Source organism: Acinetobacter sp. PC34 (genome assembly GCF_051789135.1).
In the GTDB taxonomy this organism is placed as follows: domain Bacteria; phylum Pseudomonadota; class Gammaproteobacteria; order Pseudomonadales; family Moraxellaceae; genus Acinetobacter; species Acinetobacter johnsonii.
This window is the reverse complement of the sequence record NZ_CP196664.1, coordinates 1,168,363-1,180,721: the sequence shown is the minus strand read 5'-3', so window position 1 is coordinate 1,180,721 and position 12,359 is coordinate 1,168,363. Positions and strand designations below refer to the sequence as shown.

Genomic DNA, 12,359 nt, shown 5'->3' with positions numbered 1-12,359 from the left:
ACTATTTACTCATGCGAAAAGCACGCTAATATCTTTTAAAACATGAAAACAATAGATAAATAATCTTCATCACAACTTCTTTTTAAACGTCAAACCAACCCAAGGACAGCGGGGTGTATTATGTTTACCGAGGAAAATCGACATGTTTCTTTATTACATGCGATTAACAAAATACTGATTAAAGACTGGGATCCCCTGCGGATCTATCGTAATCCTGCACTACAAGATGAATATGAGGAATACTTACCCAGTTTATTTCGGTTCATTTGTGAACAAGCCAGTGAAACTGAAATTTTTGAATATTTATGGTGGGTGGAAAATAAGGTTATGGAAGTCAAAGGGAATAAGACCCATACTTTAAAAATTGCACATTTGTTGAAAGATTTACAGGAAGACTAAGCAGATTTTACGCATGTAAATGCTCAATCAAATCGGTCACCATGCTGCTGTTGACGCAATACTCTTAAGTCTTTAAGCCCAGTATAAATTTCTGCTGCAATCAGGTCTCGGAACTGCTGTAAGTGTTCTAGGTTTTCAATATGCATCAAACGTTGTCTGGGCATAAACTTAAAATAAAAAGGCAATCGTTTCGGAATCAAATGTTTCGGTAAAGATGGGATCACCTCCCCTTTACGCAGCAAGCGACTTAACTGCGGCACTTGTAGCAACTTTTGAAAATATTGGTGCTGAACCACTTTATTTGCATCAAAACCAATATCAAAGACTTCATCTCCGCCTAACGCGGCAAACGGCACGATGTCATAGCCAAATTCTTGAGCGAGCTTTAAAAAGCCGTAGCGCTGTTTCCAAATCAGTTGATACTGTTCGCCCTCACGTTTTAGAACTTCGCGTCCGCCACCAGGAAAAACCAAAATAGAATAGCCTTGTTGCATGGCTTCACGCACATAGGCTGGAACGCCATCGACCGCACCAAATTTTTTCACCACACTGCGCCACAGTGGCAAATAAAAATGGCTATGATCAGCAATACTGACCACAGCCACTTGATGCTCATTGTAGAGATAATCAATCAACATAGGTGAATCAAGCACACCATACATAGAATGATTTCCTACATACATTGCAGGTTGAGATGCATCTAACTGTTCAGCACCGATAAATGTCGGTGTGAAATAAACTTTGGATAAAGCACTCAGGCGTTTAATCCATTTTGCATCATGCTCAACCTGCAACATACGGGCTTATGCGACGTGTTTTTTCACAAGCACAGCACCAACAGAGTAACCTGCACCGAATGAACACAAGACACCGTATTCACCATCATTGACTTGGTCTGCTGTGCGGTGCAACGCAATAATGACACCTGCTGAAGAGGTATTTGCAAACTCATCTAAAATGATCGGTACTAAATCAGGCTGAGCATTTTCTTTGCCCACAACCAATTTCAAAATCAGCTCATTCATGCTGGCATTGGCTTGGTGTAACCAGAAACGCTTCACATCAGTCGGTGCAATGTTGTTTTTCTCAAGTTGCGCTGTAATCATTTTGGCAACCAGTGGGCAAACCTCTTTGAACACTTTACGACCGTCTTGAGCGAAACGATTATTTTCAATGTCTGCATCGACTTCACTTAAGTTTAGGAAACCAAAGTTATTGCGGATGTTGTTTGAGAACTGGGTAAATAAGTTAATGTCTTCAATTTCAAAACCAGTTTTGCTGTCGGTTTCTTCAATGATTGAAGCCGTTGCAACATCACCAAAGATAAAGTGGCAATCACGTGAACGGTAGTCGGTATGACCAGAGGTGATTTCTACATTCACCAATAATACACGGCGTCCGCCCGCTTTAATCGCATCATACGCTTGTTTAATGCCAAAGGTTGCGGCTGAACATGCCACGTTCATGTCGTAGGCATAGCCTTGAATACCCAATGCTGTTTGGATTTCAATTGCAACAGCAGGATAAGCACGCTGTAAATTAGAACACGATAAAATTACGACATCGATATCTTCTGCAGTCACGCCTGCATTTTCCATCGCTTGTTTTGCAGCGATTACGCCCCATTCGGCTTGAATCGAGAGTTCATCATTTGAACGCTCATGTAACAATGGACGTAAACGCTTCGGATCTAAGATCCCTGTTTTCTCAACCACATAACGACGTTTTACACCAGATGCTTTTTCAATAAACTCTGCGCTTGACCCACGACGGGCTTCCAACTCGCCCGAAGCAATTTTGTCAGCATTGTCTAGGTTATACTGTTCCACATAAGCATTTAAACTTTCAACTAACTCTTCATTGGTAATGATGTCTTCAGGATGATAAAGACCCGTACCTGTAATGCGGATGCCCATGTAAAACTCCTTCTTTAAATTACCTATATCTTAACTGATTCCAAGTTTTTCCCATACTTTTTGCAAGCGAGTCGGAGAAATGGGCATCTTTGTCTTCATCGGTTGAGAGAATAAAGAAATCCGAAACTCCTCAACCATGAAATACAATTCTTTAAGGCGAGTGTCATTTTTAAACTTAAATAATTTTTCCATCCACGGGTCAACTTGATCAATGGCAGAATTATCCCTCTGTAGGTTATTGGGCAGGCGCTCCAAACGCAAGACCAATGCTTTCAAATATCGAGGAAATTCAAGCCAGATGTCGGAAGATTTCACATAAACAAAGTTTGATAAGCACATCAAATCTAGCTGATCTTCAACATCATCAATATTTTTCCCAAACACTGCATCATCTAAGACCAACAACTTTCGACGTATATCCTGCCATTGAATATAGATCTCTGTCACATCTGCCAGTGCTTTTTGCCCATGGGTCAGAAAAGTTTTTTTGACATTTGTAACTAAGTTTTCAAATTCTTGTGCATTAACAGGCAGTTCATGAATCGACATTTGCAGTGTGGCATAAACTAACATTTGCTCCAGCTGCGCCTTATCGCCCAAAGGTGAATACGCCAATGCCAACGGTTTGGAAATTTGCTTTTTCAACTGACGGACCAAATCCCCTAGTTGTATATGCACCAAACGAAGTACACCCTCGCGGTGCTGTTTAATCGCCTCAGCTTGATCATTAAAAGTCTGAATCACGACACCGGACTCATCCTTTTGTTCCAATACTGCAAAGGCCTTGGTCGGGACTAAAGCTTGATACTGCTTCACCACCACGCCCGTCACTTTTTGTGATGCTTCAAACACAAAATTTTCAGGAAAAGCTTGAAACTCTCCTTTGAGCTGTTTGACTGGACTATGGGTTTCCGTTCGGCAGCGCGCTTTTAACTCAGACAAGTCACGACCTTGTTCAATCACACGGCCTTTGTCATCAATGACTTTAATCAGCGGCAATAAATATTGTTCAACCCGATCAAAGCTAAAGTCTTTCTCAGTGATTTGTTCACCACGTAGCTGGAAGGCTAAAAAACTAAAAATATGCTGCTGCAAATGCATCGCATCTACTTTCGCCATTAGCTTTGCAGCCGTATCAGGGATAGGCACCAAATGACGTCGTTTATCTTTAGGCAGCGCCTTGAGTAACGCCTCCATTAAATCCTGACGCCAACCGGGAATACCCCAAGACCACAAGTTTTCATCCACCTGAGGCAAAGCTTGCAACGGAATTTTTACTGTTGCACCATCTTCGTCATGGCTTGGATCAAAACGGTAACTGGCCGCAAGGCGCAGTTCGCCATTGCGTAAAAAATCAGGAAACTGCTGCGTGGTTGGACGGTCATTCATCCACAGCGCATCATCATCGATAAATAAATAACGTGGGTTTTGCGGTTCAACCGTTGCACGCCAGTCTTCAAAACTACGACGGCTTGCGACCTCTTCAGGAACTTTAGCCGCATAAAACTGGTAAATGGTTTCTTCATCTACCACCAAATCACGGCGGCGTAGCTTATCTTCGACCCGCTCTACTTCTTCAAGTTTAAGCAGGTTGTGTTTTAAAAATGGTGGCGTAAGGCCCAAATGCCCTGTCGTCAGTGCATCTCGAAGGAAAATTTCATGTGCTGCAACATGGTCGACTTTTTCATAGTTGATTTGACGTTTCGGCTCAATAATTAAGCCAAATAGTGAAATTTGGTCATAGGCATTGACCACACCTGCTTTTTTCGACCAGTGTGGCTCAAAATAGTGGTGCTTCAGCAAATCACCTGCTGCAAGCAAAATCCACTCAGGTTCAATTTTTGCCAGTGTACGAATGTAGACCTGTGAGGTTTCTACCATCTCAAAAGCCATGACCCAAGGCGTATTGGTCTTATGTAAGGTAGATGCTGGAAAAATGCGGGCCTTTTGCTGACGCACCGCCATAAACACATTGCGTTCATCGGTTTTATTGGCAATAAAAGACAACAAACCTGTTAAAAGTGCACGGTGTAAATTTTCATAACTGGCTTTTTTCTCATTAAAAGACAGCTTTAAGCCTTTTGCCAAATCAACCAATTGCTCATGAGTTTTCTTCCACTCACGTAGACGCAACCAACTTAAAAAGTGATTACGCGCAAAAGTACGGCGTTTGTTTTCACTCATGTCTCGGTTGGCAACCAGCGCTTCCCAAAGTTTGATATAAAATAAAAAGTCAGAATCGGCTTCACGGAACAACGCATGTTTTTGATCTGCCTGCATTTGTTTATCCGCAGGGCGTTCACGTGGGTCTTGTACGGCTAAAGCAGCAACAATCACCAAGACTTCATTCAACACACCAAAATGTGCTCCACCCAAAATCATACGGGCCAAACGTGGGTCAATTGGCATTTTGGCCATTTGTTGACCAATTTTGGTTAAATCTCCTTTACTTCCCCCTTTGGAAAAGGGGGACTGAGGGGGATTGACTTCAGATGAATCTCCCCCACCCCCTCTTTGCAAAAGAGGGGCTTTACTTTTCTCCGTCATAGCCCCAAGTTCAACCAACAACTTACGACCATCGTTGACTAAACGATGATCTGGCGGCTCAATAAAATCAAAATCTTCTAAAGCACCTAGCCCTAAACTTTGCATCTGCAAAATAACTGAAGCTAAGTTCGTTCGCTTAATTTCGGGTTCAGTAAACTCTGGGCGGCTTTGAAAGTCTTCCTCAGAATACAAACGAATACATACACCTGGGGCAATACGACCACAACGGCCTTTACGCTGATTTGCCGCTGCTTGCGAAACCGCTTCAATCGGTAAACGCTGTACGCGTGAACGATAGTTATAGCGAGAAATACGCGCAAAACCACTGTCAATCACATAACGAATATTGGGTACAGTCAACGCTGTTTCTGCAACGTTGGTGGCGATAATAATGCGTCGCCCACCACCCGATGGATTAAAGATTTTTTGTTGTTCAGCCAAGGCCAAGCGCGCATACAAAGGTAAAATTTCTGTATGTCGCGGCCCATGCTTTTGCAAAGTTTCTTGTAACTCACGGATCTCTTGTTCGGTACTGGCAAAAATTAAAGTATCGGCATATTCAGGATGGCCTTTTTCTTGTGCATCCCGAAAACATTCCTCTACAGCTTGCACGACAGCACGAGGTAGATTTTCTTCAAAGTCATCAAACTCATCATCATCACTACCGACAATGCTCATCTCAGATACAGGGCGATAACGTAGTTCGACTGGAAAGCTACGACCTTCTACTTCAAAAATAGGTGCATTATTAAAGTACTGACTAAAACGGTTTACATCTAAAGTTGCGGAGGTAATGATGACTTTTAAATCTTTACGGCGAGGCAAAAGCTGTTTGAGATACCCCATGATAAAGTCGATATTGAGCGAACGCTCATGCGCTTCATCGATAATAATGGTGTCGTATTTATTGAGATAACGGTCATTGGCCAGCTCTGCCAGCAAAATACCATCCGTCATTAAACGGACGATCGAATCCTGCGACCCTTGTTCATTAAAACGAACTTTAAAAGAAATTGACTCACCAAGTTTTTCACCAACTTCTTCCGAAATACGCTGAGACACACTACGTGCAGCCAAACGACGTGGCTGTGTGTGACCAATCAGACCGGTTAAACCACGACCCGCCAACATTGCAATTTGCGGTAGCTGTGTGGTTTTACCCGAACCCGTCTCCCCTGCAACGATAATCACTTGATGCTCTTGAATGGCATCAATTAACTTATCTGCATACTGCGTAACAGGCAGGTCTTGATTCAGTTTAATATTCGGAATGCGTTCAATACGCTCTAGAACTTTTAAATGCGACTGTTCAAATAATGCTTGATATTGCTTTTCGTTGGCATCTTTTCCTTTTTTGAGTCGGTTTAAACGATGACGGTCTTTGACCATCACCAATTGCTCTATATTTAAAGGACGCTGCACAGAAAAAATACCTACATCAAAAACATCAATCGCTTAGTTTACGTGGTAATACAGCGAAGCGAAAGTACAGCATAATTTTTTAATTTTAACTTTTTTTCAAATATCCCCTTGAATTTTAAGCCTAGGGGCATCATGTCTGTAGACGAGTTGCGGAATAGATGATTTTGTCATTTGGTCATCATATTTATCATGCTAAATGAACAGAATGATCACATTCGCTGAAATAGTCTGGAGCAAGATTCGGTTTTTCCGATTCTTGTAATGTAAAAATACTGTTTCAGCAATAACAAAAATTTCGATACCCTATTCAACATTAAATACAAACCCCAATCATGGAGACAATGATGAGCTTGATTAATACTGAAGTAAAACCATTCGCAGCTACTGCATATCACAACGGTCAATTTGTTGACGTAACTGAAGCAGATCTTAAAGGCAAATGGTCTGTAGTATTCTTCTACCCAGCTGACTTCACTTTCGTTTGCCCAACTGAACTTGGTGACCTTGCTGACAACTACGCTGAATTCCAAAAATTAGGCGTGGAAATCTACGGTGTTTCTACTGACACTCACTTCACTCACAAAGCTTGGCACGACACTTCTGAAGTTATTGGTAAAATCCAATACCCATTAATCGGCGACCCAACGTGGACTCTTTCTAAAAACTTCGACGTTCTAATCGAAGCTGCTGGTCTTGCTGACCGTGGTACTTTCGTAATCGATCCAGAAGGTAAAATCCAGATCGTTGAAATCAACGCTGGTGGTATTGGTCGTGATGCTCAAGAATTACTTCGTAAAGTTAAAGCAGCTCAATACGTTCACGCTCACCCAGGTGAAGTTTGCCCAGCTAAATGGAAAGAAGGCGAAGCAACTCTTGCTCCTTCAATCGACCTAGTAGGTAAAATCTAATCTAAATTAGATTGAACACATAAAAAACCACGCTTTTTAGCGTGGTTTTTTATGTCCAAGATAACAGTACAATATGACAAGAAAGAGAAAAATACAGAACAATAAACACCTGTCCTCTATGCGCTGTAAATGATTCATGACTGGAATTCAGTGCGTGTACCCGCTACAGTAGAATGAATACATGCAGCTCTTTGAAGAAGAAAGATGACTTATCAAGTTCATATGATTGATGTGAAAAACCAACTCCAAAACTATATTTGGCTGCTGGAACACAGCTCATCAAAACAAGTCGTGGTGGTTGATCCAACTGAGGCTGGATTAGTTGAAGATTATTGCACTGAACATGGCTTAAACATTGCTCAAATTTGGCTGACTCATTGGCATAAAGACCATATTGGCGGTGTCTCCGACCTGATTGCGAGTCGGAATATTCCTGTGTATGGGCCACGTGAGGAATTATCTAAAATTCCATTCATCACCCATGCATTGATGGATGATGACTATTTCTCATTTCATGATTTACATGTCGACGTTTTAGCAGTTCCTGGCCACACACTAGGCCATATTGTGTACTTTATCGAATCCATCCAGACTTTATTTTGCGGTGACACCCTGTTTGCTATGGGCTGTGGGCGAGTGTTTGAAGGTACACATGAGCAGATGTACCATTCGCTCAATCGTTTAGCGGCTTTACCTGCCGAAACCAAAGTCTATTGTACGCACGAATACACGCTCTCTAACGCGAAGTTTGCCATCCATGTTGAACCAGACAATATCGCCATTCAAGAACGTTTAGACCGTGTCGAAACCATGCGTTATTTGGGGCAATGTACCCTTCCAAGCAGTATTGAGATCGAACTCGAAACCAATCCTTTTTTACGTACAGAAAATGTTGAAGAGTTTAAACGACTGCGTGATCTGAAGGATCAATTTTAATTGGTCTCCGCCTTCTAGAGACTGCTGACTAACGCAGTCTCCTATTATGTATGTATGCTTCTATTGAGTTATAACGATCAGTTTGGGCTCCCACCCTTAACCTTTGAGCTCTCAAAATTTCAACCTACGCAGTTTCAAGCCACACGATGCCTGAATCGAATGATCACGAGCAAGGCTGTTTGAAAATACTGTCACAAAAAACCCAGCCTTTGAAAAAAATCATTACATTTCTATTTATGACAAAATACTTCTCTATCACGAACGCACATAATTCTATTGTATTGAGACTCATCTCAAAATATTATTATTTTCATCATGATAAAATTATTTTAAACAATGAAAGACTCTCGTTTATGCTTTCTATACGTTTTCGCCTTAGTTTAGATTGCTTTAAAAAGAGACAAAAACAAAAATATATAAAAAAATCCCCTTTAAAAAAGCGTGAAATATCCCTATTAATAATTTATCAGTGAAAAAGGAATATCCTCGTGAAAAAAGTAGTGAAAGCAAAAAACCTCATCGCCTTTCGTATTTGGCTAGAGAAATTAGGTTATTCAGTTAAAACTTTAGCAGACAACCGTGGCTTTACTTTTAGCTTTAAAAAAGAATATGGACTGGTGACTTGCGACCTAGCGGGCAATAACTTAGCCATGCAGCTCGGTGAAGAATTCGAAGACCATTTGAAAGCCTAAAATTGCTCCATACTTACTTCGCGTGATGAATCAAAATTTAGCCCCTTAAAGGGGCTTTTTTTATATATGAATCATCTATTAAATTTTAGGCAATAAAAAAGCAAGGTTTTATACCTTGCTTCATTACTGATGGTGGGGACGGAGAGACTCGAACTCTCACACCTTGCGGCGCTGGAACCTAAATCCAGTGCGTCTACCAATTTCGCCACGTCCCCATCAGGGTGCTAACTTTGCGTTAGACTTTAAGTTGGCAGAGGATCAAGGATTCGAACCTTGACGAACGGTTTTGGAGACCGTCATGCTACCATTACACCAATCCTCTATTGCCTTATAAACCATCTTAATTCAAATGATTTATGGTGGGGACGGAGAGGCTCGAACTCTCACACCTTGCGGCGCTGGAACCTAAATCCAGTGCGTCTACCAATTTCGCCACGTCCCCAATGGCTGTGTATATTATAGCGATAGACACTATATGACAAGCGCTTTTATAAGCAATCACCCGCTTTTCTGTCATAAAATCGGCAGTTGAATCTATTTTTATGCTCGATCTATATAAAAAGGCTATTCAGCTCTTCACTAAATTTTAGGCAATAAAAAAGCAAGGTTTTATACCTTGCTTCATTACTGATGGTGGGGACGGAGAGACTCGAACTCTCACACCTTGCGGCGCTGGAACCTAAATCCAGTGCGTCTACCAATTTCGCCACGTCCCCATCAGGGTGCTAACTTTGCGTTAGACTTTAAGTTGGCAGAGGATCAAGGATTCGAACCTTGACGAACGGTTTTGGAGACCGTCATGCTACCATTACACCAATCCTCTATTGCCTTATAAACCATCTTAATTCAAATGATTTATGGTGGGGACGGAGAGACTCGAACTCTCACACCTTGCGGCGCTGGAACCTAAATCCAGTGCGTCTACCAATTTCGCCACGTCCCCAATGGCTGTGTATACTATAGGGATCATTTTCGCATGACAAGCAATTTTTAAGAAAAACACACTCATTTGATTAAATAAGAAACAAAAACTTTATACTTGGCTTTTTCTCATTCAATTTCAGTCATTAAGCATCGTTTTGCAGCCATGGTATTTTGCCATCTTTGGCTTTTTTGCTTAGCTAAAAGTCCATGTAATAATGGACTAAAACCCTGAAAAGGTTCTGGAAGTGCTATCTTCAAAAACTGACAGTGTAAATACGCCCAATCTTGGTAGCTTGATGCCTGCAAACGTTGATCAGTCAACCACTCAAGTAGAATGATCCCGAGTGCATACAGGTCGGTTTGTACGGTCTTTGCTTTACCATGAAATAATTCTGGTGCCATATAGCGCGGTGTCGCCGTTAGAGCCTTTTGACAGCTTATTTCACCAATTCTTTGGCTCTGCTCAAAATCAATTAATTTACATGTAGAACCGTCTAACAAAAAATGCGAAGCTTTTAAATCAGCATGAATCCACCCCATCTGATGTAATTCTTCAACTGCATTCAGCATTTTAAAAATGATATGAATGACATGATCACGACTTAACTGATGGGGATTCGCCATAAGTAATGATGGAACATCTTTTAAGATGAGTGCGACTTTCACCTGCTCTGAGTGAAGCTCAAAATTTTCAAGGATTTGCACTTCAGGCAAGAACTTCGGCAGTTGCAGCATCGCAAGTGCATGTTGATAAAAACTAAGTTCAGTGTCAAAGCCGTTAATTAGCGCCACATGCTCTGATAGCGACTGATACTTTAACCAATACCCCTGCCCTGCAACTTCAAAGCGATAAAGCCTTCGCCCCCAGCCCAAACGCTGAGTCGGAGTATGAAGCGACATCGCGAGAGCATTTAATTCTTGACGATTAAACTGCCAAGAATTCGGATTCATTCATCTCTGCCGTATCCAATGCAGTTAAGACCTCTAAACAATGTTGTATAGTTTTCCCGACACGAGCATGTGTTTCAATCATTGAGATTTTTGGCCAAGTTGCACGTTCGCCTTCACGTTGTAAGAGTTTAAATAAGTGTGGTCTTGGATTTTGCAGCATATAGCTATAATGGCGCAGGCCATATTTCCCTACAATGTTTACATCGCCATAATAACGCTGATCGACCACGCCATAGCCATGATCCAGTAAACGACGAATCGGTGGAATCATACCCACACGCTCACGGGCAAAGTCCATCACCCCTTTACTAATCACTTTACCCTGTCTGCGTACAATCCGTTCAGGCCAGCTCAACATGTCTTTCCGAAACCGCGCTTCATCTGACTGCATAAACGGCACCACATGCGGGTTCACTTGACTGGCAATGGTGTAGTTTAAATTGTATAAACGCGCCATTTTTTCCTGCGGAAAATCGCTACGCACGCTGCCATCAACCCAGCGAGTAGAAGACATATAGGGGGTATATAAGCCATCATGTCGTTTACTGGTGAGCTTGACTGGCGGAAATAGAATCGGCACTGCACAAGACGCGAGTACCGCACTCCATACCAATAAGTCAGGTGAAGTAAAGGTATTCATAATGCGTGGATTTTGTGAGGCATCATAAGGCGCAACCGCGACATTGTTATACAAGCCTGACTGCTTAAATGCCTCTTCAAAGGTAACGTCACCCAAATTTGCAATTAAAAAGTTTTTTAAATGCTTTACATCCGCTAAGCCGCCATTGCCCTTTAAGACCTCACGAAAGCCTCGAAACTGAAATGCGTCGGTGAAAAAGTTTTCACCATTTAAGATGCTCAGCATTTCTGCAGGCGTTGCTCGCCCCAGCATCGCTGTCATAATGGCACCCGCACTTGAACCAGACAGTACTTTCGGCATCAGGTCTTGCTCAAGCAAAGCCTTGCACACACCTGTATGAAACAGTCCTAATGTTGCACCACCTGAAAACATCATGGCCGGTTGGCCAAAGGCCTTTTGGCAGTGCTGAAAAAATTCAATTTTTTGCTGTTTATCTAAACATTGGCAATCCGTAGATGCTACAAATGCTAAACCCAAACTGACTTCTTCAATATAGTCTTCAATAATTTTTTTGGTGCCGACATAGGTTGCGGTAAACAACATGGGATGAGCAATATTGGCAATGTCGTAACTCAAACCTTCTCGTAGCAGGTACATCAAATCAGTCGTACGCTTTTGTTGGCGATAACGCTTCAACAAACCCAAACGATGGGTAATCACTTCTGCATCGAAATAAGGTGAACAGTTGTCATACTTCCACTCTTGCGCCCCTGACTCTTCATCAATTCTAAGTGCAATGCTTTTCCACTCAGTATAGTTGTCTGCCTGAGCCAATTGGTTTTTCAGTTTTTTGATTCGATAGGCTTGGTGCGGGTTGATTTCCCGTGTGAAATCTTTAAACAACATATTCATCCTCACCCACTTTTTTTGTTTTCCTAAAATTTCACTGACACGTTCAACCGTCAGTCTAACTGACTATGTGCAAATTATGTGAGCATTACAATTGCCATTTCAACCCTAAAATTGGCAAATCTACTCCACGTTAAGGGTTTGATGCGACTAAATCGGATGTTAAGATCGACGA

At 41.8% G+C, this 12,359-nt stretch carries 9 protein-coding genes and 6 tRNA genes; 4 read left to right on the top strand and 11 right to left on the bottom strand.

The genetic code is table 11. From position 1 onward, the window contains the following. The first annotated feature begins 120 nt into the window (after nt 1–120). Entirely contained in the window at nt 121–399 is a 279-nt protein-coding gene (locus ACSC9N_RS05795) for a hypothetical protein (RefSeq protein WP_004696307.1), read from the top strand. Between the two features lie 23 nt (nt 400–422). Here the strand turns inward: ACSC9N_RS05795 and ACSC9N_RS05790 are convergent, their stop codons facing one another. Genes ACSC9N_RS05790 through hrpA form a run of 3 tightly spaced genes read right to left on the bottom strand, consistent with a single transcriptional unit; the run spans nt 423 to nt 6,284 of the window. Next, on the bottom strand, nt 423–1,196 hold the full coding sequence (locus tag ACSC9N_RS05790; RefSeq protein WP_010327084.1) for a 1-acyl-sn-glycerol-3-phosphate acyltransferase: 774 nt from the start codon (nt 1,194–1,196) through the stop codon (nt 423–425). A gap of 6 nt (nt 1,197–1,202) precedes the next feature. Then, nucleotides 1,203–2,315, bottom strand: a complete 1,113-nt coding sequence (locus ACSC9N_RS05785; protein WP_004696303.1) for a beta-ketoacyl-ACP synthase III — start codon at nt 2,313–2,315, stop codon at nt 1,203–1,205. Nucleotides 2,316–2,345: 30 nt separating this feature from the next. Next, nucleotides 2,346–6,284, bottom strand: coding sequence for an ATP-dependent RNA helicase HrpA (gene hrpA / locus ACSC9N_RS05780; RefSeq protein ID WP_010327085.1), 3,939 nt, complete (start codon nt 6,282–6,284; stop codon nt 2,346–2,348). Between the two features lie 344 nt (nt 6,285–6,628). On the opposite strand from hrpA, the gene ahpC reads away from it, so the two are divergent. The 3 genes from ahpC to ACSC9N_RS05765 all read left to right on the top strand — a co-directional run bounded on the left by ahpC (nt 6,629) and on the right by ACSC9N_RS05765 (nt 8,820). Next, complete coding sequence (gene ahpC / locus ACSC9N_RS05775; protein WP_004982189.1) at nt 6,629–7,192, top strand: alkyl hydroperoxide reductase subunit C; 564 nt, start codon at nt 6,629–6,631, stop codon at nt 7,190–7,192. 204 nt (nt 7,193–7,396) lie between these two features. Continuing rightward, complete coding sequence (gloB, locus tag ACSC9N_RS05770; protein WP_010327086.1) at nt 7,397–8,128, top strand: hydroxyacylglutathione hydrolase; 732 nt, start codon at nt 7,397–7,399, stop codon at nt 8,126–8,128. 488 nt (nt 8,129–8,616) lie between these two features. Beyond that, entirely contained in the window at nt 8,617–8,820 is a 204-nt protein-coding gene (locus tag ACSC9N_RS05765; protein ID WP_004696295.1) for a hypothetical protein, read from the top strand. A 130-nt stretch (nt 8,821–8,950) separates the two neighbouring features. On the opposite strand, the gene ACSC9N_RS05760 is transcribed toward ACSC9N_RS05765, so the two are convergent. The 8 genes from ACSC9N_RS05760 to ACSC9N_RS05725 all read right to left on the bottom strand — a co-directional run bounded on the left by ACSC9N_RS05760 (nt 8,951) and on the right by ACSC9N_RS05725 (nt 12,181). Next, nucleotides 8,951–9,035: transfer RNA gene (locus ACSC9N_RS05760), tRNA-Leu, on the bottom strand. A gap of 33 nt (nt 9,036–9,068) precedes the next feature. Then, nucleotides 9,069–9,142 (bottom strand) — tRNA-Trp (locus ACSC9N_RS05755). A 35-nt stretch (nt 9,143–9,177) separates the two neighbouring features. Next, nucleotides 9,178–9,262 (bottom strand) — tRNA-Leu (locus ACSC9N_RS05750). Between the two features lie 189 nt (nt 9,263–9,451). Continuing rightward, nucleotides 9,452–9,536, bottom strand: a tRNA-Leu gene (locus tag ACSC9N_RS05745). A 33-nt stretch (nt 9,537–9,569) separates the two neighbouring features. Next, nucleotides 9,570–9,643, bottom strand: a tRNA-Trp gene (locus ACSC9N_RS05740). 35 nt (nt 9,644–9,678) lie between these two features. Further along, a tRNA-Leu gene (locus ACSC9N_RS05735) sits at nt 9,679–9,763 on the bottom strand. Nucleotides 9,764–9,870: 107 nt separating this feature from the next. Next, nucleotides 9,871–10,695, bottom strand: coding sequence for a protein kinase domain-containing protein (locus tag ACSC9N_RS05730; protein ID WP_005400628.1), 825 nt, complete (start codon nt 10,693–10,695; stop codon nt 9,871–9,873). Then, complete coding sequence (locus ACSC9N_RS05725) at nt 10,670–12,181, bottom strand: DUF3336 domain-containing protein (protein WP_029575065.1); 1,512 nt, start codon at nt 12,179–12,181, stop codon at nt 10,670–10,672. The genes ACSC9N_RS05730 and ACSC9N_RS05725 overlap by 26 nt, the downstream gene beginning before the upstream one ends. Nucleotides 12,182–12,359: the final 178 nt, after the last annotated feature.

Excerpts from the sequence above, each read along its gene's own strand:
- ACSC9N_RS05730 (WP_005400628.1), bottom strand. The coding sequence starts at position 10,695 with ATGAATCCGAATTCTTGGCAGTTTAATCGTCAAGAATTAAATGCTCTC.
- ACSC9N_RS05785 (WP_004696303.1), bottom strand. The coding sequence starts at position 2,315 with ATGGGCATCCGCATTACAGGTACGGGTCTTTATCATCCTGAAGACATC.
- ahpC (WP_004982189.1), top strand. The coding sequence starts at position 6,629 with ATGAGCTTGATTAATACTGAAGTAAAACCATTCGCAGCTACTGCATAT.
- ACSC9N_RS05725 (WP_029575065.1), bottom strand. The coding sequence starts at position 12,181 with ATGTTGTTTAAAGATTTCACACGGGAAATCAACCCGCACCAAGCCTAT.
- gloB (WP_010327086.1), top strand. The coding sequence starts at position 7,397 with ATGACTTATCAAGTTCATATGATTGATGTGAAAAACCAACTCCAAAAC.
- ACSC9N_RS05790 (WP_010327084.1), bottom strand. The coding sequence starts at position 1,196 with ATGTTGCAGGTTGAGCATGATGCAAAATGGATTAAACGCCTGAGTGCT.
- ACSC9N_RS05795 (WP_004696307.1), top strand. The coding sequence starts at position 121 with ATGTTTACCGAGGAAAATCGACATGTTTCTTTATTACATGCGATTAAC.